The organism is Thalassospira australica (genome assembly GCF_044790785.1).
Lineage (GTDB): Bacteria > Pseudomonadota > Alphaproteobacteria > Rhodospirillales > Thalassospiraceae > Thalassospira > Thalassospira australica_A.
In genome coordinates this window covers 3,135,001-3,158,042 of record NZ_CP085258.1, presented here as the reverse complement: position 1 = coordinate 3,158,042, position 23,042 = coordinate 3,135,001, and the positions used below count along the sequence as shown (strand labels likewise).

22 protein-coding genes (1 of these 22 running past the window's edge) are annotated in these 23,042 nt (G+C 56.1%); 8 read left to right on the top strand and 14 right to left on the bottom strand.

What is annotated here, in order from left to right; translation table 11 throughout:
* Positions 1-12: 12 nt before the first annotated feature.
* Positions 13-630, bottom strand: coding sequence for a UbiX family flavin prenyltransferase (locus LG297_RS14805; protein ID WP_404421543.1), 618 nt, complete (start codon positions 628-630; stop codon positions 13-15).
* Between the two features lie 115 nt (positions 631-745).
* On the opposite strand from LG297_RS14805, the gene LG297_RS14800 reads away from it, so the two are divergent.
* Together LG297_RS14800 and LG297_RS14795 are read left to right on the top strand one after the other, a co-directional pair.
* Positions 746-910: a YdcH family protein gene (locus tag LG297_RS14800; RefSeq protein ID WP_007091085.1), complete on the top strand. Its 165-nt coding sequence runs from the start codon at positions 746-748 to the stop codon at positions 908-910.
* Between the two features lie 375 nt (positions 911-1,285).
* Entirely contained in the window at positions 1,286-3,256 is a 1,971-nt protein-coding gene (locus tag LG297_RS14795; protein WP_404426956.1) for a propionyl-CoA synthetase, read from the top strand.
* Positions 3,257-4,099: 843 nt separating this feature from the next.
* Here LG297_RS14795 and LG297_RS14790 read toward each other — a convergent pair.
* Together LG297_RS14790 and LG297_RS14785 are read right to left on the bottom strand one after the other, a co-directional pair.
* Positions 4,100-5,317: an MFS transporter gene (locus LG297_RS14790; protein ID WP_404421540.1), complete on the bottom strand. Its 1,218-nt coding sequence runs from the start codon at positions 5,315-5,317 to the stop codon at positions 4,100-4,102.
* Positions 5,314-5,886 carry a GNAT family N-acetyltransferase gene (locus tag LG297_RS14785; RefSeq protein ID WP_404421538.1) on the bottom strand — a complete coding sequence of 191 codons (573 nt, stop codon included), beginning with the start codon at positions 5,884-5,886 and terminating at the stop codon, positions 5,314-5,316. Before LG297_RS14785 ends, LG297_RS14790 begins: the two co-directional genes overlap by 4 nt.
* Before the next feature lie 107 nt (positions 5,887-5,993).
* On the opposite strand from LG297_RS14785, the gene LG297_RS14780 reads away from it, so the two are divergent.
* Positions 5,994-6,893 (top strand): LysR family transcriptional regulator, encoded by a 900-nt coding sequence (locus tag LG297_RS14780; protein ID WP_404421536.1) that lies wholly within the window; start codon positions 5,994-5,996, stop codon positions 6,891-6,893.
* Here LG297_RS14780 and LG297_RS14775 read toward each other — a convergent pair.
* From LG297_RS14775 to LG297_RS14765, 3 genes are all read right to left on the bottom strand, one after another.
* Positions 6,890-7,699 carry a DeoR/GlpR family DNA-binding transcription regulator gene (locus tag LG297_RS14775; RefSeq protein WP_063093118.1) on the bottom strand — a complete coding sequence of 270 codons (810 nt, stop codon included), beginning with the start codon at positions 7,697-7,699 and terminating at the stop codon, positions 6,890-6,892. The two genes, LG297_RS14780 and LG297_RS14775, sit on opposite strands and share 4 nt — an antisense overlap.
* 171 nt (positions 7,700-7,870) lie before the next feature.
* Positions 7,871-8,551: a DUF1013 domain-containing protein gene (locus tag LG297_RS14770; protein ID WP_404421533.1), complete on the bottom strand. Its 681-nt coding sequence runs from the start codon at positions 8,549-8,551 to the stop codon at positions 7,871-7,873.
* Positions 8,552-8,860: 309 nt separating this feature from the next.
* A complete protein-coding gene (locus LG297_RS14765; protein ID WP_404421531.1) occupies positions 8,861-9,880 on the bottom strand; it encodes an NAD(P)H-quinone oxidoreductase in 1,020 nt (339 codons plus the stop codon).
* 86 nt (positions 9,881-9,966) lie between these two features.
* Here LG297_RS14765 and LG297_RS14760 point away from each other — a divergent pair, with 86 nt between their 5' ends.
* Both LG297_RS14760 and LG297_RS14755 read left to right on the top strand, forming a co-directional pair.
* Positions 9,967-10,155: a DUF1192 family protein gene (locus LG297_RS14760; protein WP_404421529.1), complete on the top strand. Its 189-nt coding sequence runs from the start codon at positions 9,967-9,969 to the stop codon at positions 10,153-10,155.
* A gap of 417 nt (positions 10,156-10,572) precedes the next feature.
* On the top strand, positions 10,573-11,079 hold the full coding sequence (locus LG297_RS14755) for a DUF1465 family protein (protein WP_404421527.1): 507 nt from the start codon (positions 10,573-10,575) through the stop codon (positions 11,077-11,079).
* 72 nt (positions 11,080-11,151) lie between these two features.
* On the opposite strand, the gene LG297_RS14750 is transcribed toward LG297_RS14755, so the two are convergent.
* Entirely contained in the window at positions 11,152-12,942 is a 1,791-nt protein-coding gene (locus LG297_RS14750) for an adenylate/guanylate cyclase domain-containing protein (RefSeq protein ID WP_404421525.1), read from the bottom strand.
* Positions 12,943-13,210: 268 nt separating this feature from the next.
* Complete coding sequence (gene rpmE, locus LG297_RS14745) at positions 13,211-13,438, bottom strand: 50S ribosomal protein L31 (protein WP_007092400.1); 228 nt, start codon at positions 13,436-13,438, stop codon at positions 13,211-13,213.
* A 281-nt stretch (positions 13,439-13,719) separates the two neighbouring features.
* Here rpmE and cyaY point away from each other — a divergent pair, with 281 nt between their 5' ends.
* Together cyaY and LG297_RS14735 are read left to right on the top strand one after the other, a co-directional pair.
* The gene (cyaY, locus tag LG297_RS14740; protein WP_404421523.1) at positions 13,720-14,052 is read left to right on the top strand and encodes an iron donor protein CyaY; all 333 of its coding nucleotides are present in this window, start codon (positions 13,720-13,722) and stop codon (positions 14,050-14,052) included.
* A gap of 45 nt (positions 14,053-14,097) precedes the next feature.
* A complete protein-coding gene (locus LG297_RS14735; protein WP_404421521.1) occupies positions 14,098-15,894 on the top strand; it encodes an ABC transporter transmembrane domain-containing protein in 1,797 nt (598 codons plus the stop codon).
* Positions 15,895-15,916: 22 nt separating this feature from the next.
* On the opposite strand, the gene LG297_RS14730 is transcribed toward LG297_RS14735, so the two are convergent.
* The 5 genes from LG297_RS14730 to LG297_RS14710 form a co-directional block, all read right to left on the bottom strand.
* Positions 15,917-17,227 carry an NAD(P)/FAD-dependent oxidoreductase gene (locus LG297_RS14730; protein WP_404421519.1) on the bottom strand — a complete coding sequence of 437 codons (1,311 nt, stop codon included), beginning with the start codon at positions 17,225-17,227 and terminating at the stop codon, positions 15,917-15,919.
* A gap of 50 nt (positions 17,228-17,277) precedes the next feature.
* A complete protein-coding gene (locus LG297_RS14725) occupies positions 17,278-18,048 on the bottom strand; it encodes an amino acid ABC transporter ATP-binding protein (protein WP_404421517.1) in 771 nt (256 codons plus the stop codon).
* On the bottom strand, positions 18,045-19,388 hold the full coding sequence (locus LG297_RS14720; protein ID WP_404421515.1) for an amino acid ABC transporter permease: 1,344 nt from the start codon (positions 19,386-19,388) through the stop codon (positions 18,045-18,047). Before LG297_RS14720 ends, LG297_RS14725 begins: the two co-directional genes overlap by 4 nt.
* Positions 19,389-19,391: 3 nt before the next feature.
* Entirely contained in the window at positions 19,392-20,594 is a 1,203-nt protein-coding gene (locus LG297_RS14715; protein ID WP_404421513.1) for an amino acid ABC transporter permease, read from the bottom strand.
* Between the two features lie 69 nt (positions 20,595-20,663).
* Positions 20,664-21,704, bottom strand: coding sequence for an amino acid ABC transporter substrate-binding protein (locus tag LG297_RS14710; protein ID WP_404421511.1), 1,041 nt, complete (start codon positions 21,702-21,704; stop codon positions 20,664-20,666).
* Between the two features lie 187 nt (positions 21,705-21,891).
* Here LG297_RS14710 and LG297_RS14705 point away from each other — a divergent pair, with 187 nt between their 5' ends.
* Positions 21,892-22,815: a LysR family transcriptional regulator gene (locus LG297_RS14705; protein WP_404421509.1), complete on the top strand. Its 924-nt coding sequence runs from the start codon at positions 21,892-21,894 to the stop codon at positions 22,813-22,815.
* Between the two features lie 44 nt (positions 22,816-22,859).
* On the opposite strand, the gene LG297_RS14700 is transcribed toward LG297_RS14705, so the two are convergent.
* Positions 22,860-23,042, bottom strand: the final stretch of a protein-coding gene (locus LG297_RS14700) for a peptidoglycan DD-metalloendopeptidase family protein (protein WP_244205030.1). The gene runs 1,128 nt beyond the window's last position; 183 of the gene's 1,311 nt are visible here — the last part of the coding sequence; its start codon lies beyond the right edge, outside the window; the stop codon is at positions 22,860-22,862.

The following is a 23,042-nucleotide window of genomic DNA, read 5'->3' as shown; positions in this document are numbered from 1 at the left end:
CGGCTTGATAGCTTAATCCGTCTTGCGCGGTTTGCCGGTGACCGGAATGTGGTTTTCGGCATCCGTATCGCCCCAGCGTGCGGTTTCCGGCAGGTCGATATCAAACAGATCAAGGATGCGGCCGCAGCTTTGGGTGACCATTTCATCAAGCGATTGCGGGCGCGCATAGAAGGCCGGGACCGGCGGGGCGACGATGGCGCCGTTTTCGGTGGCCAGTGCCATATTGCGGATGTGGCCGGCATGCAGGGGCGTTTCACGCGCCATCAGAACCAGCCGACGGCGTTCCTTTAACATCACATCGGCGGCACGCGCGATCAGATTGTCTGCGACTCCGCTTGCGACCTCGGCCAGGGACTTCATGGAGCAAGGGGCGATGATCATGCCGCGGGTGCGAAAGGATCCTGACGCAATCGATGCGCCGATATCCGCATTGTCATGGATGACGTCCGCCATCTCCTTGATATCGCGGATTTTAAAATCGGTTTCATAGGCGATTGTGCGCTCTGCCGCCCTCGAAAGGATCAGGTGAGTCTCGATTGGCGAGTTTTTCAGCAGCTGTAAAAAACGGATGCCGTAAATCACCCCGGACGCGCCGGTTATGCCAATGATAAGTCGATCCTTTTGAGACATTTTATGTGTTATCCGGGTCACTATTTGAACGATTGCGTCTTCGAAAGACTGGAAATCATATTACAGAATTACTACCATCAATGTGTGGGCAATGTCAGAATTGAGGAGTAGGCGAATGAGTGTTCAATCCCATGTCGAAGCTCTCACTGCCAAACATGCTGCACTTGAGCAGGAACTCCACTACGAGCAGCGCCGCCCGGCGCCAGACAATTCCCGTGTCGCAGACATTAAACGCCGCAAGCTCGAAATCAAGGACGAGATAAGTCGAATAACCCATTAGCCGTCAAGAGGATGCTGGCAAAATCCGTACAGCGTGATGGTAAGGCTGTGCCGATTTCCTGAAAAATGCATCTCCTGACGACAGGATCAGTCCCTTCATTTTTTGCCGCCTCCGATTGTCGCCCACAACGAGAGGCGGCATTCTTGTAAGCATGCATCTGCGTCCCGATCTGTATAAGACAGCATACGCGGGAAGATGTTTTCTGGATTGATTTCAATCCGCAAAAATCCCGGTTTTCCGCCCTCTACCAATGTCTAAGGGGCATTGGAAATTTAAATCGGTATTATGATGCCGAATTAAGGTCCGGCCTTTGGTCCGGCCCTTGATACAGATCGGACAGGCGATGTCACAACGGTTGCGGATGATGATGTCGCGATAACGCAGTACACAAGCCAAAGCGAATATCCGGGCAAAGATCCGGACACGCGGGAGGAAGTTTCACACATGACGGGTCGCTATCGGGAAATCTATGATCGGTCGATCACAGACAGGGAAGGTTTCTGGGCGGAGGCTGCGGAAAATCTGACCTGGTTTAAAAAATGGGACCGGGTGCTTGATGACAGCAACCCGCCATTTTACCGCTGGTTCACCGGCGGGCAGACCAATACCTGCTTTAATGCTTTGGACCGTCATATCGAAAATGGCCGGGGCGCGCAGGCAGCCCTGATCTATGACAGCCCGGTCACAGATACGGTCGAAACATTCACCTATAACCGGCTGCGTGATGACGTTGCCCGCCTTGCCGGGGCCCTGCATGCCAAGGGTGTCACCAAGGGCGACCGGGTGATCATCTATATGCCGATGATCCCGCAGGCGGCGATGGCGATGCTGGCCTGTGCGCGCATTGGCGCGATCCATTCCGTCGTGTTTGGCGGGTTTGCATCCAACGAGCTTGCGACCCGGATCAATGATGCAAAACCGAAACTGATCCTGAGTGCCAGTTGCGGCATTGAAGGATCGCGGGTGATCGAATACAAGCCGCTTCTGGATCGGGCGATTGATCAGGCGAAGCACAAGGTCGAAAGCGTTTTGGTGTTCCAGCGGGCGCAATGTTCAGCCCCCCTGATCGAGGGGCGTGATTTTGACTGGATGGCGGAAAGTGCCAAGGCCGCCCCTGCCGATTGCGTGCCGGTGGCGGCGACTGATCCGCTTTATGTGCTTTACACATCGGGCACTACCGGCCAGCCCAAAGGAGTCGTGCGCGACAATGGCGGGCATATGGTCGCCCTGCACTGGTCGATGAAAAACATCTATGATGTCGAGGCCGGTGATGTGTATTGGGCGGCATCCGATGTTGGCTGGGTCGTCGGGCATTCCTATATCGTTTATGCGCCGCTTCTGGCCGGATGCACGACGGTGATGTATGAAGGCAAGCCGGTGGGCACGCCCGATGCCGGGGCATTCTGGCGGGTGATATCGCAACATCGCGTCAAGGTCCTGTTTACCGCGCCCACCGCATTCCGTGCGATCAAGCGTGATGATCCCAAGGCCGCGTTGATGGCCAATTATGATCTTTCATGCCTGAAGGCGCTTTATCTTGCCGGGGAGCGGTCAGACCCCGATACATTGCACTGGGCCGAAGACAGCCTTGGCGTGCCGGTGATTGACCATTGGTGGCAGACCGAAACCGGCTGGCCGATCTGTGCCAATCCGCGCGGCATTGAAATGCTGCCGATCAAATATGGATCGCCGACGGTCGCGGCCTGTGGCTGGGACGTGCAGGTGGTGGATGAGGGCGGCAAGCCACTGGAACGCGGCAAGATCGGCGCGCTGGTGGCAAAGCTGCCGTTGCCGCCGGGGACGTTGCCGACCCTTTGGCAGAATGATGACCGGTTCAAGTCGGCCTATCTTGAAGAATTTCCGGGCTATTACGCGACGGGGGATGCCGGTTTCATTGATGAAGATGGCTATGTCTATGTCATGTCGCGGACGGATGACATCATCAATGTCGCGGGGCATCGGCTGTCGACCGGGGCGATGGAAGAAGTCCTTTCGGGGCATCCCGATGTTGCCGAATGTGCGGTGATCGGGGTGCATGATGACCTTAAGGGGCAGTTGCCGCTGGGCTTTGTGGTTCTGAAATCCGGGGTGGACCGCCCGCACGAGGCGATCATCAAGGAAGTGGTTGCCATGGTCCGCGATCAGATCGGGCCGGTTGCGGCCTTTAAACAGGCAACCATTGTGGATCGTCTGCCCAAAACCCGGTCGGGCAAGATCCTTCGCAAGACCATGCGCTCCATCGCGGATGGCGAGACCTACAACACCCCGGCAACCATTGATGATCCGGGCATTTTGCCGGAAATTGCCGAAGCCCTGAAAGATATCGGTTACGCCAAATCGGCGTGATCTGACGGGATGAAAACTCCCAATGCCCGGACAAGCACGGGACAACTTGACCGCCAGCCGGATTTATCCTGCGGGCGGCTTTTATTCGGGCCGGGGACAGGATTGACTGCGCAGTCTTGCCAGTGGCAGCGGTGTAAGGGCGGTCTTCCTAAAATATTGAAAAATATATCATTTTCTGGAAAGTGAATTTTCCCCGGAAGTTTTTTTGATTTTTCGGAAAAATGTTCTTGATTTGTTCTTTTATTTGTGTCATAAAGACAAAATCAACGGGATAAATGGGCCCGGATCGAAAACCCGCAAAGCGTGATTCGCTTTTGCGGGTTTTTTGCGTTTCGGGCCGGAAAGAGAGGAGAAGGATGATGCCAGCAGCGACAACAGGGCAGCGATATGACAGGCCGAAAGGGCGATGGCGACGTCGCCAAAGGGACATCGATGGCGGGTGGAAAAATCATGACGGGGGACGTGCGTCCGGGCGGTGACGCCAGATAAGCCCTGAGAGGGGCATTTGCGAAAAACGGTTGTTAATCATGACGGGAGAAGTGTGTCCTTCGGGCATGGGGAGGTGCCCGAAGTGTCGGGAAGGCGAAAGAGGCAAATCCGGCAGGGGGGCGATGGCAATGGCGATGGTTGTGGCACGGCCGAATTGCGACTGGATCAGATTGCCAGGGGCGACAGCTCCGTCCGATGCCAGATGCCCAAGCCGCGAAACCGTCAGGCCGCAAGACTGCCAGACCGTCAGACCATGCGAAGGCCGGGCAGGGGTTTTGTCCGTTGCCCGGCCTGCATCACGTCCGTCAAGCCCGGTCCGTGTAGCAGGGGTGGCTTTGATGAGGAATGCCGGGATCAGGCGATGGGGGCCGGGTGTGTTTCGGAGCTTTGCGGTCGCAAGAGCAGGTAAAGCCACATGGCCGCAGCAAAGGCACAGGCCAGAAGGCCGATGGAAAGCCAGAGTGCGCCGGTAGGGCCCCAGTGTGTGATGGCGCGTTCGTAAAGGCTGGGCGCAAGGGCCGAAAGGATGAAACCCGGCACCAGCAATCGTCCGACCTGATGACCGTATCGGGCATTGCCAAAGATCATCAGGGGAAGGGTTCCGCGTGTGATTGTCAGGACGCCGTTTGCCGCCCCGTAAAGCAGGGTGAAGGTCATGGCGGCAATCGCAAACTGATCTCCCCAGAAGGCAAGGACGAAGCAGAGCGGCAAAACGGCCGTGGCAAACAATGTCAGACTTGCCGGGGGGATGCGTTTGCCAAACAGGATTTCGGCGGCGCGGGCCGCGGATTGGCCGATACCGCGCAGGGATGCGGCATGGATCGCGGCGGCGGTGGTTAAGCCAAGTCCGATCAGGATGGCGATCATGTGGGCCGACATCGCGGCATTCACGACATTGAGCAGGGTGACGATCACGGCATAAAGAAACCCGCACAGGCGTTGATGCGTAGGCAGTCCCTGATCATTTTCCTTATCGGCATCATCGGTTGGTCTGGTGCTGTTTCGCAAAGCTTCGCCATGTCGGGCATCGGGAATGGCGGCATACATCGGGACGGTCAGCAAGGCAAAACCGGCATAGGCGACAAGGGCGATTGAAATGCCGAATTCAGACTGGATCAAATGCCCGAGCGGCCAGAAGACGGTTGATGCCAAGCCGCCAAAAAGCGTGATCTGCCCCATCGCCCGTCTGGCATCGCGCCCGCCAATCCGGGCGAGGGTTGCAAAGGCCGCATCATAAAGGGTGGCACGCATGGCAAGTCCAAGAACGACCCAGCCGATGAAATGCAGGATTTGATGATCGGCGAATGCAAGGATCAGACAGCCAAGGGCGTTCAGGCATGACCCCAGTGTCATGATGATCCGCCCGCCGTGACGGTCGATCATCCTGCCGCAAAAGGGGGATATGACCGCCATGGTCAGAAGGCTTAGCGAGAAGCCCGCATAAACCACGCTGTCGGACCAGCCGTGATGCCGGGCGATCAGGGTTCCGAAATTGCCAATCAGATAATAGGCCGTCCCCCAACTGATCAACTGCCCCAGCCCCAGCTTTATGACAAGTGCGCGGGAGATCATTTATCCATCGGGCCGGGGATGACCGGTTTGTCAGAGCCAAGCGGGCGTTGCATCAGGACCGAGTCCAGCCATTTGCCAAACTTGTAGCCGACATCGCGGAAGGTGCCGGTTGCTTCGAACCCGAATTTGCGATGCAGGGCAATCGATGCACGGTTATCGCTATCGCCGATGACCGCAACCATCTGTCGCCACGGGCCAGCTTCGCAGCGTTCCAGAAGGGTTGCCATCAGGGCTGCACCGATCCCGCGCCCGGCACAGTCCGGCGCGACATAGATCGAATTTTCGACGGTGTGGCGATAGGCCGAACGCGGACGATAGAGACTGGCATAGCAATAGCCGACAACCCCATTCCCTTGCAGGGCGACCAGATAGGGCAGGCCATTGCCACGAATGGCATCAAAGCGATTGGTGATTTCGGTCTCGGACGGCGGGATTTCTTCGAACGAGGCGGTGCCGGTCAGGACATGGTGGCGGTAAATCGCGGTGATCGCGGCAATGTCGGAATGATCGGCATCGCGTATGACGAGATCGGACGTTTTTGCGGTGGCGGGCAGTGTATCGGTCGACATTGATCGGGATTCCATATCAGAAATTGACGGTATGGCGTGACATTAGCCGGTCGTATGAAATAAGATAAGATTTGTATTCTTATGCAGATCATAAGGAATAGTTTTATATGCGTGGCCTTAACCTTGATCAGATGCATGCCTTTGCCGATGTGATCGAACTTGGCAGTTTTTCAGCCGCCGCCGCGCGCCAGAATTTAAGCCAGCCTGCGATCAGCCAGCAGATCCGCCAGTTGGAAGACAGGCTTGGCGTGCGTCTGATTGAACGGGTCGGCAAACGTGCGATGCCAACACCGGCCGGGCAGGCATTGCTGGACCGGGTGGGGGAGATCGATGCCTCGGTTCAAAACGCCCTGGATGCGGTGGCGGGATTTGCCAGTGGCACGGTCGGGCAGGTGCGCATCGGGACCGGTGCGACGGCGTGTATCTATTTCCTGCCAAAGGTTCTGGAACAGTTGCAGCGGCGTTTTCCGAAGCTGGAGATCATCGTTCGGACCGGCAATACCAGTGATGTTTTGAAATCGATTGAGGAAAACAGCCTTGATATCGGGCTGGTGACATTACCCGCCAGCGGGCGCAGTCTTGATATCGTGCCGGTTCTGACCGATCCGTTTGTCGCGATCTTTCCCGACGGGATGGATGTGCCCGATCTGGTCCGGCCGGCTGATCTGGCAGATATTCCATTGGTTCTGTATGAACGCGGTGGCCAGACGCGCACCATTGTCGATGACTGGCTGCGTGCCGCAGGTGTCACCGGGCATTCCATCATGGAACTGGGCAGTGTCGAGGCGATCAAGGAACTGGTCGGTGCCGGGTTGGGGGCAACGATTTTGCCTGCCATGGGTGCGCGACTGGGCCGGACACAGTTCCCGATCAAAACCCGCAAGCTTGCCCCGGACCTTGCGCGGAGCCTTGCCCTTGTTGTCCGGCGCGACAAGGTGATGGGCAGCGGATTGCGCGAAGTCCGCAACGGATTGATTGCGGCGGCCCGCGACTGGACCGGAGCTTAGTCTTCTTCGGGGACGTAGAAGGTCGGGAATTCGGCATTCGGTTCGGGGATATGCAGGGCAACCCCGTTTTTTTCGATCATCTGGACGATGGCATCGGGCGGTGCGCAATCGGTGAAGAAGGCGGTGACCTGTGTGACGGAGCCGCCACGTACCACGGCGTTACGACCAAACTTGGTATGATCGGCCACCAGATAGGTCTGGCGCGAATTGGTCAGAATGGCGGAACGCGCACGGACTTCCTGTTCGTCAAAGTCCAGCAAACTGCCATCGGCATCAATGCCGCCAACGCCGAAAATGCCGTAATCGACCTTGTAGCTGTTAAAGAAGGCCTCGACCTCCGGCCCCAGAACATCGCGATCCCGATTGCGCAACCGCCCGCCAATCAGGGTGACGTCAAAGCTGTCATTGGTGGCGGCGACATAGGCGACATTGAGGTTGTTGGTGAAAATCCGCAAACCGCGATGCTGCAAAAGCGCACTTGCGACCAGTTCCGGTGTCGTGCCGATTGAAAAGAACAGCGAGGCCCCGTCGGGAATGGCGCGCGCGACAAGGGCCGCGATTTTGCGTTTTTCATTCACATGCAGAACCTTGCGCGCCCGATAGGCAATGTTTTCATGTTCCAGTGCCGGTTCAACCCCGCCATGACGACGGCGCAGCAATCCTTCGTCGCAAAGGGCGTTTACATCGCGGCGGATGGTTTGCGGGGTGACCTGAAAACGTTCGGCAAGCTGTTCAATGGTCTTGAAGCCGTCGGCACGGACAAGTTCGACGATACTGGCCTGGCGTTCAGTCGGGCGTTTTTGCATGGGACGTGTTTCTTTGGCGGTTGGTTTGCGATTTTTGTTTGAATGAATGTTATGCCGCGCTCATTTCAGGAATATTACCGTTTCACGGCATTCATATGAAACAAAACATATTCGCTTTTGGGATGCTCACCAAAGAGAAAAGGCCGCCCCGGTGGGCGGCCTTTGCATCGATCAGGAGCGGAACAGGTTTTCTGCTGCTTCCATGTAATCGGATGTTTTGGGTTCGTCTTTCTTGCGATCATCCTTTTTGCCGGGATAATCCGGTTCCGGATTGATCTGCAATTCTTCGGGCAGCGGATCGGGCTCGACATTCCTGACGACCTTTTCCGGGTTTTTGCTGCGCGCGACGACAACCTGTTTTTCAAGGTCAAGTTCGGTGCAAAGACCCATCGTCACCGGGTTGCGCGGCGTCAGATTGGCCGAGTTCCAGTGCGTGCGATCACGGATTTTGCCAATCGTGTCCTTGGTGGTGCCGATCAGTTTGCACACCTGCGCATCGGAAAGTTCCGGGTGGTGTTTCAGAAGCCATGCAATCGCGTTCGGGCGATCCTGACGTTTGGAAACCGGGGTATAACGGGCACCCTTGGACTGCGCGCGCGGACGCGGCAGGTCTGATTTCGCCATCTTCAGCAAGGCACGCGGATCGGCTTCGCAGCGCGCGATTTCGTCTTTAGTCAACTGCCCGTTGGCAACCGGATCAAGGCCGACAATCCCCTGATTGACATCGCCATCGGCGATAGCCTGGATTTCCAGTTCGTGCAGTTCGGTAAAGGCAGCAATCTGCCGGAACGACAAGCCGGTATTGTCGATAAGCCATACGGCCGTTGCTTTGGGCATGAGGGGCTGAGCCATAATTCCTCCTGTTTACTCTTTCTTTCTGGAGACCGGCGATGGGATGAACCCCAAATACGCGGGAATATCTGCCCCAGAATATAATCTGTTTTGGTGTTCCGGCAACGCAGCAAAGGCAACCCAAAGTGGGTGCCGCGCGTCACTGGAACCGCCACAGCGCTCTTTTCGATCAATGTGCGGTTAAAAGCAACAATCTGTTGCAGGTTATCGAAAAGAATATTTCTTTTCGACCCGCAATCGAAGGCCTGTTGCCGGGAAAGGGTGAAGCCGATGGTGATCGATATGCCTTCAACCCGGATCCGTAAACGATCAAGGCACTTCCAGTACCACTTTTCCAACATGTGCGCCACCCCGCAAAATGTCGTGTGCTGCCTGGGCATCTTTGAGCGGCAGGGTTTTGAATATCACCGGTTTGATTTTGCCGGTTTCAATCAGGGGCCAGACCTGTTGATGCAGCTTTTTTGCAATCGCGCCCTTGCTGGTGACCGGCTGGGCACGCAATGTCGATCCCATCAGGGTCAGGCGCTTTAACAAAAGCGGGGTAAAGTTGGTTTCGGCCTTTGGTCCGTTCAGGAAGGCAATGATCAGGATACGGCCTTCCATCGTAGCCGCCCTGAAATTGCGGGTGACATAATCGCCCGCCACCATATCGAGGATGACGTCCGCCCCCTTGCCATCGGTTGCGGATTTTACCTGTTCGACGAAATCCTGCGTTTTGTAATTAATGGCGATGTCGGCGCCAAGATCGCGGCAGGCCTGGCATTTTTCATCGGTGCCTGCGGTGGCGATCACGCGGGCACCAAAAGCCCTGGCAAGCTGGATCGCGGTGGTGCCGATCCCCGATGTGCCGCCATGGACAAGGAAGGTTTCGCCGGATTTCAGCCCGGCCTTGTCGAAAACATTGTGCCAGACGGTGAAAAAGGTTTCGGGCAGGCTTGCGGCTTCTGTCATGGAAAGGCCAGCCGGGACCGGCAGGCATTGCGCGGCGGGCACAGATGCATATTGGGCATAGCCGCCCCCGGTTACCAGTGCGCAAACCCGGTCGCCAGTTTTCCATGCCGTTACATCGGGGGCGGTGGCAACAATTTCACCTGAAAGCTCCAGCCCGGGAATTTCCGACGCGCCGGGGGGCGGGGGATACATGCCGGCCACCTGCATCAGGTCGGGGCGGTTGACCCCGGCGGCATGAATGCGGACCAGCACCTCGCCCTTTGCGATTTCCGGCATCGCGACTTTGCCAGCGGCAAGATACCGGTTATCGCCGTCGATGCGGATTTCGATTGCCTGCATGTCTTTGGCAAGGCTTGGGGCAAGGTCTGGCAAGGTCATGACAAAACTCCATAGCGAATGATAAATTCGATCCCTATGTAATAACGGCAAAAACGCCAGGGGCAAAATGTCAAAGGAGGATAACCGTGGAAGAGGAAGACCTGCAGAAAGCCGTAGCCGCCATGTTCGGCCTGCCGCGCAGCCTTGACGGGATGTCTGTTGAAAGCCTTGTCGATTATCGAACGGCGCTGATGCAGGAAATAGCGCGTGTCGAGGCGGCAATGGAACATCGCAATGGTGTTCGTGCCGGGGCAGAGGCCCTTTTCAAGTCGTGACTTATATGCGGGAATGCTAAACGTAAGGATGGGTTTTTAAACTCTGGGTTAATTGAAAATTAAACTTCCCGTCTTATATGTGGATGAGTGGGTCACTTGTTGACCCCTTGTCGAACGTGATGTTTCGATGCCTCCCTGTTAAACTGAACCGCCCCGTTTCAGGGCGGTTCTTTTTATGTATCCCCGATTGCAAGGCCTGGTTGTCAGACGGATTTGGCGTTCTACGTATTGTTTATACGTATTCCGGTACGTATTAATACGTACTGTCACATTTCTGCCATTTAATACCTTGACCCCTTGCCAACCGCTGGCTAGAGTTCGGCCACAAACAAGATCAAAAATAATAAAAGTCCGGCAAGTTTAGCAGGTTGAGGCAAGGCCGCCCTTTGGGGCGGTCTTTCTATTTCGGGTCAAATTTTGCCCAAATTTTCCCCGATGCTTGAAGCTGCGGTCCGGTTTCCCAATATAATCCGGATGGCAGACAAGGATCACCCGACCGCGATCGGGCAACCCTATCAAGGCAACTTCGCGATCGTTCCGTTTTCGCGAACCTATGATGAGGCTTTCACCCTGTTGGTGGAGGCGCGAAATTACCTTTCGGCAAATCGTATTGCAACACGCCGCAATATCCACAGCAGTGTCAAAATGAACCAGTTTGTGGAGGAAATGCGCATGACCAGCCGCCTGATCCGTGCGATGGCATGGTTGCTGGCGGTGCGTGCGGTGGAGGAAGGTGAGATCGGCTGGGAAGACGCGGTTGATATCGATGATCTGATGGTCGATTTGCAGATTTGCGCCCGGGATGACTGCGACGAGGATACCGGCTTTCCACCGGCGCTGCGCGATCTTATGGAAAGAGCCTATTCGCTTTATATGCGGACCGCGCGTATGGAGCTTCAGGTCGCGGCCAGTTGCTCTGCCTGAGGGGCGTCGCGATGCTTGCGCGGATTACCCGGAATGTTGCCTGGGAAATAAATTCAGCCGTTCAGGGGGTGGTCAGGCGCGCGAGGTTGCGGCGAAGACCTCGATCGGTTCGGCAAAGCCTTTCATCTGGCGTGTGCCTTTGGATGTGAACGCGGCCCGGCTGCCGGCATAGGTATCCCTGACATTCTGCGATACCAGAATCTCGTCCCCGCCAGCCTGCGCACAGACCCGTGCCGCAAGTTGCACGACGCTGCCAAACAGGTCGTTTTCCTCGGTAATTGCTTCGCCCGCATTGATGCCGATGCGAATCTGGAACTTCATTTCGTCGCGGCCGTTATGCTGGGCCATGTTGCGCTGTATCTCGATGGCAGCTTCGACAGCGCTTGCAGAAGACGGGAACACGGCCATGATGCCGTCCCCCATATGCTTTACTTCCTTGCCGTAATTATTGATCAGGGCGGTGCGCACGATCTGGTTATGGATATGCACCATCTGCTGTGCGCCGACATCGCCCATTTGTTGTGTCATCTGGGTCGAATTGACGATATCGGTAAACATAAGGGCATGCAGCTTTTTACCAGCACCTGCGGGGGACGCACCGCTTGGTTTTTCGGTCCAGGCAGCAATCGCCCGGGACACCGATGTGGTGATGCTGCGCTCGTCCTTCATGTAGGCGTCCATCGAATTCCAGCCCGCGCCATACATATCCTTGTATTTCGGCTCCAGAATATAATTGCCGACATTCTTGCAGAATGTGTCGGCCATGGTGCCGGTCGCGCCCAGGGCGGAAATGCAATCTTTTAAAATGCTGCGTCCCTGATGGTCATCAAGGGCATTTTTCTCGCTGCAGGCGTCGCACGCGCCCGCCACATACAGATTGACGCCAAATTTGTGATAGGCATCCATGTTCGGCACGGTGCGCTTGATCGCTTCCATCGAGCCGGCGATGAAGGATTTCATAACCTGTCGTGTGGCCTGAAGTGCCGGAGTCTCCGGCAGCGGGCGATCCGGAATTCCGTCGTCTTTATTGCCGGTGTCGGTGCTTGCCGCGTCTGTCTCGCGGGCATCTTCTGCCGTGCTGTCGGGGGTTTTATCATCGTCTGATGAATTTGCGGCCTCGGCGGCCATCCGGGCCAGACTGTCAGACGACGGGGTATGCCCGTTGGCCGCAGCGGACCTGCGGGCGGGTGCGGCGGCCTGCCGGGGGTAGGATCGTTGTGCGGGGGCCGATCGCGCCTTGCCTTTGAATTTGCGGGTGATGCTCATCAGCATCGGTGTCGCACTGGCAAGAAAACCGACGATAAAGGATATGAAATTGGCCTTGTCATAAAAGCCCTGGCTGATCGACATCCCCATTCCGGGCAGATATTCCAGCCCGTGCGATGCGGCAAGCATTGCGGCAAGGCCAATTGCAATCGCAATGCAAAAGGCGATCATGAGTTTCAGGGCAACGGCAACCAGACCGGGGTCTTCTTCACGGGCGACCGGTTTTGACTTTGCCGCGACCGGTTTGGGATCCGTGGCCGGAACCGGTTCCGGTCCGCTGGTCGTGGCTGCTGGTGTGCGGGCCGGGGCGGCGGCTCTGGCGGATGGTTTGGCGGGGGCTGTCTGGGGTTTTTCCTTCGGGCCGCTTTGCCGCGTTTCATAGACGACATATTCGTCTGCGGAATTGCTTTCGTGATTATAGACTTCGCGAATGACCTTGGCGGCAGAAACATGCGACATTTTTTCAAGCGAACGCGCTTCTTCTTCGGCCTGCTTTTTTTGCGCACCGGTATAATGGGCGTGGATTTGCCAACGCCCTGAACGGTCTTTTACATAGACCTCATAACTGACCTGGGTGCGCGCGATCACCTGGTTCATTCAAATAAGCCCAGTCTTCCTGACAATAGGGGACCCCATCCCCGTTTCCGCAGCGCGATATAGCGCCAGTTGAAGATTATGGCAAGAAAATGTCCGAATGACCATTAAATATGGCTAATCCCCTCGTATAGCTGGGTTGCAGAGAGGAGACAGTGCATTCCGGACGGGGGCATTTGGCCGTACCACGCCACAAAAGAAAAACGCCCGCAGCATCTTAATGATGCTAACGGGCGCTGATCCCACAGATCGCCAAAAAGGCGAAATTTGCTTAGTTATTACCGATATTGAAACCGGCGAAGCGTTTTTTGAACTTCGCGAGCTGACCGCCGCTGTCGAGCAGACGATGAACACCGGTCCAAGCCGGATGGCTTTTCGGATCGATGTCAAGCTTCAGAACGTCGCCCGGATTGCCCCAGGTCGATTTGGTGGTGAAGCTGCTGCCGTCCGTCATCTGAACGGTGATTTCATGGTAATCGGGATGGATGTCTTTTTTCATCGCCTATCACTCCGGAATTTGAAGCGCGGTGTATAAGGTAAAAAATCGACCGACGCAACCCCTGTAACCGGGAATTATCGGATAAATCCGGATTAACGGTTGTGACGGGTATTTTCGCTGCTGTTTCACAGTGAAATCGCACACCATATCGGGCATTAATCAATCATTGCTGCATGATGCAGGCTTGCACCAGACTCTTTATATAGTATGGTGCGCCAGCATATGGAATTGTCGCCTTGCCAGGGGGCGTTTTGCCCCTTTTGACAGACGGAGTGTTGATCGTGGCCCTTGATGAAACCCGCTTCCATCAGCTTGCTGATGGCACCATCGAAACCCTTTCGGATCACATTGATGACGAGATGGGCGATGATATCGATGTCGATCTGCAGTCGGGAATTCTGACGATTGAACTCGACTCGGGCGAGCAGTTCATCATCAACAAGCATGGCCCGAACCGCCAGATATGGATGTCTTCGCCGGTCAGCGGGGCGAGCCATTACGACTTTGACGAAGACAATGAAAGCTGGACGTCGACCCGCGGCTCGACCACGCTGACCGATCAGCTTGCGGCCGATCTTGCGGTCAAGACCGGGCGGCGTCTTGATCTGGACTGATACGATCACGGGAATGGCGGGAAAAGCGTAAACCGGAAGGCTGCTGTGGCATTAAATCCTCGTACTTCACCCCGTCTTGCGGACAGGGACTCCAGCCGTAATTTCTCCGCTCTTCGTGCCATTATCCCCTTTGTCCTGCCTTATCGGTTGCAGGTTGCCGGTGCGATGGTGGCGCTGGTCATTGCGTCGGGCACGGTGCTGGCGCTTGGCAGCGGACTTCGCATGCTTGTCGATCAGGGGTTTGCCGATGGCAATGCGGATTTGCTTGATCAGGCGCTTTTCGTCCTGTTTGCGGTGACGCTTCTGATGGCCGGGGCAAGTTATGCCCGGTTCTTTCTGGTATCGTGGATCGGCGAACGTGTGGTGGCCGATATCCGCTCGGCGGTTTATGCCCACATCATCCGGCTTGATCCCGGTTTCTTTGAAGTGACCCGTACCGGTGAAGTTCTTTCGCGGCTGACGACGGATACGACGCTTTTGCAGGTGGTGATCGGATCAAGTGTTTCGATTGCGCTGCGCAATATCCTGATGTTTGTCGGTGGCCTGACCATGCTGGCGATTACCAGCCCGAAGCTGACGGCGCTTGTTTTGCTGGTCGTGCCGTTGGTGGTTGTGCCGATCATCGGATATGGGCGTCGGGTGCGCCGCCTGTCGCGGGAGGCACAGGACCGCATCGCCGATGTCAGCGCCTTTTCCGAGGAATCGCTCAATGCGCTTCGCACCGTGCAGGCCTATACCCACGAAAAGATCGAAAGCGACAAGTTTGACGGCTTTGTCGAGGGGGCCTTCAAAACCGCGATTTCGCGCATTGCGGCGCGTGCGCTTCTGACTGCGGTTGTCATCGTCATGGTGTTTGGCGCGGTGGGCACGATCCTTTGGATCGGCGGGCATGACGTGCTGGATGGTACGATTTCGGCCGGGGACCTTTCGGCGTTTGTGTTCTATGCGATTGTGGTTGCCGGTTCGGTCGGGGCGATCAGCGAGGTGATCGGCGATTTGCAACGTGCGGCGGGTGCGGCCGAACGCCTGATGGGGCTGCTTGAAACCGAACCGGCGATTGCCGCCCCGGCAAACCCGGTGCAGATGCCGCAAAAGCATCTGGGCCATGTCAGTTTCGAGGATGTGACATTCCATTACCCGGCCCGACCGGACCGCTCGGCACTGACCGGGTTTTCGTTGCAGGTCAAACCGGGGGAAACCGTGGCGCTTGTCGGCCCGTCGGGTGCGGGCAAAACAACGGTATTTCAGCTTTTGCTGCGATTCTATGACCCGGCAAGCGGCGTGATCAAGGTCGATGACGTCGATATCCGCACTGCAGACCCGGTTGCGGTGCGCGAACGGATTGGCCTTGTGGCGCAGGACCCGGTGATTTTTGCCGCCAATGCGTGGGAAAACATCCGCTATGGCCGCCCGGATGCGTCCGATGAGGATGTCCGTGCGGCTGCCGATGCGGCCCATGCCACCGAATTCCTTGACCGGTTGCCGGACGGTTTTGACAGTTTCCTTGGCGAAAAGGGTGTTCGCCTTTCGGGCGGGCAGCGCCAGCGCATTGCGATTGCACGTGCGATCCTGCGCAATCCGTCGGTCCTGCTGCTGGACGAGGCGACCAGTGCGCTGGATGCCGAAAGCGAACAGGTGGTGCAAAAGGCGCTTGAAACCATTATGGCAAGCCGTACCACCCTTGTGATTGCCCATCGACTGGCGACGGTTCTGCATGCGGACCGGATTGCGGTGATTGATGACGGCAGGCTGATTGCGATTGGCACCCATCAGGAACTTCTGGAATCGAGCCCGCTATACAGCCGTCTTGCCAAATTGCAGTTTGAACGCGACGCAGCGTGAGGGAAAGAGCCGAAGGGATGGATCAAAGTCCCAGTCGGTCCGCCAGACTGTGCCATTTCATGATCGCGGGCAGAAACCACGGATGGCCGGTATAAAACGGGCGGGTTTTGAAGGGGAATTCTTCAAAGATTGTGTAGCCTTCGGCCTGATCAAGCACTTTTTGCGCAATCTTGCGTCCAAAGTAATTCGCCCGTCCCACACCTGATCCGCAATAGCCCATGGCATAATGCATGCCATCCATTACCCCGATATGGGGAACATGATCGAAGGTGTAGGCGATTTTGCCCGACCAGACGTAATCAAGCTTTGCATTTGAGAGCTGCGGGAACAGGCGCGTCATGAAGTTTTGCAGGTATTTGTGATATATCTGCGGGCAATCACCATAACCAAGCGACCGCCCGCCAAACAGGATGCGTTTGCCATCGGGAGAGGGGCGGTAATAGACCGACAGGCGTTCGGTGCTGCCGTGACAGCGTAGTTTGGGGGATACCGACCGGATGACGGATTCCGGCAATTCTTCGGTTGCGATCATCGCGGATCGGATCGGAATCAGGCGGCGTTTGAATTTACCAAACGGCCCGCCGGTATAGCCGTTGGTTGCGATAATGACATGATCGGCGGTGATTTTTTTGTCATCGATGCTGACGATGAACTGGCTGTTGTTTTTGGTCACCTGACGTACGGGACTGTGATCGCGCAGCAGTGCCCCGTCGCGTTTTGCAATGGCGCAGAGACCGTGAAAAAGCTTGGCCGGATGGACCGCGCCATCGGTCGGATAAACCACGCCGCCGTAATAGGCGTTCGATCCGACTTCCTCGTCCTGTCGGGCGCGGCTGATTTCGATGGCGGGGAAGTCGACAATCTTGGCGATTTCGCTGGCCTGTTCAATCAGACCGGCATAGTGACCGGGGTGACTGGCCCCGCGAAAACGCCCGCATATCTGAAGGTCGCAGTCGATCTGTTCGGTGCGGATGAAATCGACCAGCCAGTTGAAGGCGGCCAGGCTTTCGCGGATTGTTGTGTGAACCTGTTCGCGGCCGTATTGGCGTTCAAGGCCGTTTTGGCCCAGTTTGCTGAAGCTTGGTCCCAGCATCCCGCCATTGCGGCTGCTGGCACCGTTGCCGAACGCGCCAGCTTCGAGAACCATCACCTTCTGCCCTGCGCGGGCCAGGGTGATGGCCGCCGAGATGCCGGTATAGCCCCCGCCGACAATGACAGTATCGGCACGGTCGGGAAGATCGCGACGGTTGAGCGATGTTTCAGATCTTTCGGGCGTGATGGTCGCGTGCCAATAAGGCGCGTGGATATAGTTCGATGAATGTTTTGCCAACATCTCGATGCGTTCCGTTTCAGGGCGTGTATCGGGGATTAGGGGATCAGGACCTAAAGAATGTGATCGAGGAACTCCCGCGTGCGATCCCATTGCGGATGCAAGAGGACCTGTTCAGGAGGGCCAACTTCGACAATTTCGCCGTCCTGCATGAACACCACGCGATCGGCGACCTGACGGGCGAATTGCATTTCGTGGGTGACACACACCATCGTCATGCCGGTTTCCGCCAGTTTGACCATCACATCAAGCACCTCCTTGACCATTTCCGGGTCCAGGGCGGATGTCGGTTCATCAAACAGCATGATTTTGGGGTCCATCGCGAGGGAGCGCGAAATTGCCACGCGCTGTTGCTGGCCACCGGAAAGCTGACCGGGGAAACGATCCGCAAGTTGGGCAATCCCCACACGTTCAAGCAATCCCATGGCGATATCGCGGGCTTCACTTTCGGTTTTCTTGCGCAACCATGTCAGACCAAGCGTGCAGTTCTGCAAAACCGTCAGATGGGGAAACAGGTTAAAGTTCTGGAAGACCATGCCCATCGTCTGATGAATGAACCGGTCGCTTTTCTGGTCACGGGCAAGTTCCTGCCCAAAGACGCAAATCCGGCCTTCCTGATATTCCTCAAGATGATTGAGGCAGCGGATCAAAGTGGACTTGCCAGAGCCGGAGGGGCCGCACACCACCATGATTTCCTGTTCGCCAATGGTCAAGGAAACATCACGCAATGCGTGATAGGACCCGAACCATTTGTTCAGCTTATCGATTTCAATGGCCGGGCGGGACAATTTTCCTGCCGGTGCCTGCGGATCAGACAGAGTCATGAGCGATGCGCTTTCAGTCGTTTTTCAAGGTTCAGGCTGTATTGCGACATGCCGTAGCACATCACAAAGAACAGGATCGAAATCAGGGCGAGCGGCTCTGTATGAAGGCCGATCCAGTTCTTGTCGTTGGCGATATTGCGCGCCATCAGCATGATGTCGAACAGGCCGATAATTGACACCAGGGTGGTGTCTTTGAGCATGCTGATAAAGGATGTCATGATGTTGGGGATCATCAGTCGCATGGCCTGTGGCAGAATGATCAGACCCATCGTCAGCCAATAGCCAAGCCCCAGTGTCTGGGCGGCTTCATATTGGCCGTCGGGAATGGCTTGCAGGCCGCCGCGGATATTTTCGGCCATATAGGCCCCGGCAAACAGGCAGACCGCAAACAGCACCTGCGAGAGTTTGTCGGGCTCGGCACCGCTTGGCAAAAAGATCGGCAACAGGGTGACGGCCATGAACAGAACGGTAATCAGCGGCACCGCGCGCACCAGTTCGATCAGCATCATCGACAGCCAGTGAATGACCGGCAGTTTCGAACGCCGTCCAAGTGCCAGCAGAATGCCGACCGGAATGGACATGGTAATTGCAAAGGACGCAATGATCAGTGTGAGGAACAATCCCCCCCAACGATCCACCGGAACCGGTTCAAGGTGCAACTGTGCCAGGGCGATGCCGCACAGGATCGACAGAACGGCCCAGACCAGCAGGAAGGCGGCCATATGTTGCCCGCGCCGAAACAGCCGGGATGCCAGAGGCGCAACCATTTCCGGCAGGGCGGGCTTTGCTGCTGCACACAGCATCCAGTTCAGATAAAGCAGGACGAAATAGCCCGCCGCCAGCGAGGTAAAGACCATGTGGATGATGCCGACATCCTGTCCGAAGGTGCCGCCAAGAAACATATAGGCCCCGAGAAACGGATACAGGGTGATCCAGCTGATCAGGATGGCATTGCGATAGGCGATGCGCCGGGTCATCAGGGGCAGAAGCCATAACAGCGCCATGACGACACCGCTATTGACGCGCCATTGTTCTTCGTTTGGATACCGCCCGTAAATCAGGCCGTTAAACCAGTCGATCACCCCGGCCCAGCAGGCACCGTCCGGGCTGATATCCATGCATTCGCGCCGGGTGGCCGCATTCCAGACCGCATTGAAAACGGCCCAGTCAAGAAACGCCTTTGCGACGTAATAGATCAGCACCAGAACAGAAATGGTCAGCAGGCTGTTGCCGATGCTGCCAAAGCATTGCTTTTGAATGCGGCGTAGCAGGCTTTGTTCGTTCGTGGCCGGAAGGCGGGGCGGGGCGGGAACGAAATGTTTGAGGTTCTGTTCAGACATTGCTTACCTCGCCTTTAATTGCACATGGGCGTTATATTTGTTGAGCAGATACGAAATGATCAGACTGACCACGACGTAAAAGCCCATCACCATCGCAATGATTTCGATCGCGCGCCCGGTCTGGTTGACCGATGTTTGCATAAAGACCGACACCAGTTCGGGAAAGCCGATGGCAACGGCAAGCGACGAATCCTTGGTCGCGACCAGCCAGGAATTGGCAAGCGGCGGAATAATGGCGCGAACGGCCTGTGGAATCAGGATCAGGCGAAGCGTCTGAAACCGTGAAAAGCCGATGGTTGCGGCGGCTTCATGTTGTCCCTTGCTGATGGATTCCATGCCCGCACGCACGGTTTCGGCAATGGCGGCGGACCGGTAAACAGACATCGCGATAAAGGCCGCGCCAAATGCCGAGGGCAAAAACATGCCGCCCTCGATATTGAAGCCCTGCAAGGTGGGAACGGACCAGTGCAACGAACTGCCAACCAGCAGGGCCAGGGCGCAGAGCACAAGCCCCCAGAGGGCAAAGGCAATCCGGTAGCCACGACTGACCGATCCGGAATGGCGTTGCTGGCGACGGATGCCACGCAGCAGGAAGCAGAGAGTGCCAAGCAAGAGCAGGCTTCCTGCGGCAATCAGCCAGCCGGACATATCGGTGACGGCGGACGGCATGTAAAAGCCGCGATTGTTCAAAAAGACCAGCCCGGCAAATCCGTAGCCGCTGCGCGGTGGGGGCAGGGCGGAAAAGACGGTGGTAAACCAGAAAATGATCTGGATCAGCAGCGGGACATTGCGAACCACCTCGACATAGCATCGCGCCAGTTGCGACACCAGCGGGTTAGGGGACAGGCGCAGAATGCCAACAATGGTGCCGATAAGGGTGCCAAAGACAATGACGCAGAATGACAGGAACAGGGTGTTGACGATCCCGACCAGAAAGACCCGCCAATAGCTCATGCCCGGGTCATAGGCGATCAGGCTCCAGCTAATGTCAAAGCCAGCGGTCGTTTGCAGAAAGTCAAACCCGAAACTCAGACCCAGCTGATCAAGGTTCTGTGCAGAATTTGAAAACAAATACAAAAGAGTTGCCAGCACAAGGCCGAGCGTTGCGGCCTGAATGACCACGCCACGTGTTGAATCCTTGTTCAGGCAGGAGAAAATACTGTTCGCAATGCCGGGTTTTGGACGCGATGGCGAAATAAAGTTCATACCGGGGTAACCGTGGTAATGTGGGGCACTCGGGCAGGCTGGATTACCAGCCTGCCTGAACGTACGGAATTAACGGAATGACTTGGCATACATCAGGCCGCCATCCTGCCAAAGTGCATTGAGCGTGCCTTCGCGGTCCAGACCAAGAATGCTGTCGGGGCCGACATTGCGTTCATAGATTTCGCCGTAATTGCCGACATTCTTGATGACCTGATAGGCCCAGTCCTGCGGCAAGCCAAGACCGGCATTCAGATCGCCCTCAACGCCCAGAATACGACGGATGATCGGGCTTTCCGAATTGGCGCGCATGTCGTCAACATTTTCCGAGGTGATGCCGTATTCCTCGGCGGCAACCATCGCCTGGAAGGTCCATTTCACGACATTGGCCCATTCGCTGTCATTCTGTTTGACGGCAAATGAAAGGGCTTCCTTGGAAATGGTTTCGGGCAGAACAACATAATCGGCCGGGTTCGGTGCCGCCGACCGTTGTGCGGCAAGGCCGGACTTGTCATTGGTCAGCGCATCGCAGTTATCGTTAAAGAACGCGGTGTTGCGCACGGACGAATCATCGAAAACAACCGTTTTCAGGTCCAGACCATGTGTCCGGCTGTAATCGGCAAGGTTCAATTCGCTTGAGGTGCCGGTCAGAACGCAGACCGTCGCCCCTTTAAGCTGTTTGACCGACGTAACTCCCAGATCCTTGCGCACCATGAAACCCTGACCGTCATAGAAATAGGTGTCAAGGAAGTCGAGCCCCTGACTTGAATCGCGTGACAGCGTCCAGGTCATGCCTTTGGAAAGGATGTCGCCCTTGCCGCTTTTGATGGTGGTAAAGCTTTGTGCCCACTGAACCGGCAGGAAGTTGACCTTGCCTGCATCCCCGAAAACGGCAGCGGCAACGCCACGGCACATATCGATATCCATGCCCTGCCATTCGCCTTCCTTGTTCAGGCTGTAAAAGCCGGGGAAGGAGTTCCCGATCACACAGCTGACACTGCCGCGATCCTTGACGGCCTGAAGTGTCGAGGTGCCTTCTTCAGCCTGGGCGGCCGAGGTCTGGACGAAAATCATGGCTGCACTGACAGCCAGAGCCGAGGCAAATTTATTCATTATGCTTCCCTGATTAAGGTTCTCGTTGATGCTGTTTCTGCAAACCGGTTTTCCGTATCGCAGTCTGTGATGCCGCTGCATCAGACGCGATTTCCGGCCCCCCGCGCAAAAATCATCGTGATCCTAGGATAAGAATAATAATAATGGTATTGAATGTTTTTAATGGTTACATAACTTTGAGTTATGAATGATGAATATCAAGCGGTTACGGATATTTCACGAGGTTTTTGTCACCGGCAGCATCACCCGCGCGGCCGAACGCAGCTTCGTCAGCCAGCCCGCCGCCAGCAAGATGCTGGCGAATTTCGAGGCAGAAATCGGATACAAGTTGTTCGTCCGGCATAACGGTAAACTCCTGCCTACCGATGAAGCGCACTTTCTGCATGATGAAGTTTATTCAATCCTGCAGGGGCTCAGTCATCTTGAAGACAGTCTGAAAGCGGCGCGCAATAATAAGGGCGGGCGCCTGCGGATCTGTTCAATCTTTGGTCCTGCCTATCGCTTCCTGCCGGAACTGATTGCCGATTACATGAAAAAGAATCCCGGTGTTCAGGTCAGTCTCCATCATGCCGGTTGTTCCGTGATCAGACAGGGGGTGGCGTCCGGGCAGTATCAGATCGGGCTGGTGGATAAATCGGAAAGCTCGCTTAGCCATGAGTCGTTCTCAATGGATTTGCCCTGCTTCTGTGCTGTCCCACTTGATCACCCAGCCGCACAGCTTGATGAAGTGACATTGGCAGATGCCGGAACATCCACCTGGATCACGCTTGATTCAGAAAATGCCACCACACGGGAATTGCGCAGGGCTTATGACGATGCCGGGATCGCGTTTAACCGTATCATCGAGGTCCATACGACGGTTCATGCCATGTCGTTTGTAAATCTCGGTATGGGGTTAACCTTGGTCGATGCCCTGAATTGCCGCTATTTCAGCGATGCCTTCAATTTTCCCAATATCCGGTTGCTGCCGTTTCGTCCCCGCATTATGGAACCGCTGGAAATCATTACCTCCAATGTGCGGCCGCTATCCGGGGTTGCTCGTGATTTCTATGACGGTCTTATTCTTGAACTGGGTAAAATGCTGAGGGGAGAGCAGGCACCAAAAGCATAAAGCCCGCCAAATGGCGGGCTTGCTAGGTTTTCAGGATGTGCTGTTTATTCGGCGCTGGCGACCTTGCGGTTATGCATCGAAAGTTCGGCATATTGCCCGCGGAGCCCCTCTGCCTTCGCCAGGAAGGTCTTGAGTTCGTCACCCTTCAGGGTCTTGCCGCTTGGCATCTTGACCTTGATCGGGTTGACCTGGGCGTTGTTTTTCAGGATTTCGAAGTGAAGATGCGG

Coding starts and splice junctions, on each gene's coding strand:
- rpmE (WP_007092400.1), bottom strand. CDS start 13,438: ATGAAAAAAGACATCCATCCCGATTACCATGAAATCACCGTTCAGATG.
- LG297_RS14705 (WP_404421509.1), top strand. CDS start 21,892: ATGATGAATATCAAGCGGTTACGGATATTTCACGAGGTTTTTGTCACC.
- LG297_RS14765 (WP_404421531.1), bottom strand. CDS start 9,880: ATGACCTTGCCAGACCTTGCCCCAAGCCTTGCCAAAGACATGCAGGCA.
- LG297_RS14785 (WP_404421538.1), bottom strand. CDS start 5,886: ATGTCGACCGATACACTGCCCGCCACCGCAAAAACGTCCGATCTCGTC.
- LG297_RS14750 (WP_404421525.1), bottom strand. CDS start 12,942: ATGAACCAGGTGATCGCGCGCACCCAGGTCAGTTATGAGGTCTATGTA.
- LG297_RS14730 (WP_404421519.1), bottom strand. CDS start 17,227: ATGTTGGCAAAACATTCATCGAACTATATCCACGCGCCTTATTGGCAC.
- LG297_RS14800 (WP_007091085.1), top strand. CDS start 746: ATGAGTGTTCAATCCCATGTCGAAGCTCTCACTGCCAAACATGCTGCA.
- LG297_RS14710 (WP_404421511.1), bottom strand. CDS start 21,704: ATGAATAAATTTGCCTCGGCTCTGGCTGTCAGTGCAGCCATGATTTTC.
- LG297_RS14720 (WP_404421515.1), bottom strand. CDS start 19,388: ATGTCTGAACAGAACCTCAAACATTTCGTTCCCGCCCCGCCCCGCCTT.
- LG297_RS14770 (WP_404421533.1), bottom strand. CDS start 8,551: ATGGCTCAGCCCCTCATGCCCAAAGCAACGGCCGTATGGCTTATCGAC.
- LG297_RS14790 (WP_404421540.1), bottom strand. CDS start 5,317: ATGATCTCCCGCGCACTTGTCATAAAGCTGGGGCTGGGGCAGTTGATC.
- LG297_RS14715 (WP_404421513.1), bottom strand. CDS start 20,594: ATGAACTTTATTTCGCCATCGCGTCCAAAACCCGGCATTGCGAACAGT.
- LG297_RS14805 (WP_404421543.1), bottom strand. CDS start 630: ATGTCTCAAAAGGATCGACTTATCATTGGCATAACCGGCGCGTCCGGG.
- LG297_RS14780 (WP_404421536.1), top strand. CDS start 5,994: ATGCGTGGCCTTAACCTTGATCAGATGCATGCCTTTGCCGATGTGATC.
- LG297_RS14775 (WP_063093118.1), bottom strand. CDS start 7,699: ATGCAAAAACGCCCGACTGAACGCCAGGCCAGTATCGTCGAACTTGTC.
- LG297_RS14725 (WP_404421517.1), bottom strand. CDS start 18,048: ATGACTCTGTCTGATCCGCAGGCACCGGCAGGAAAATTGTCCCGCCCG.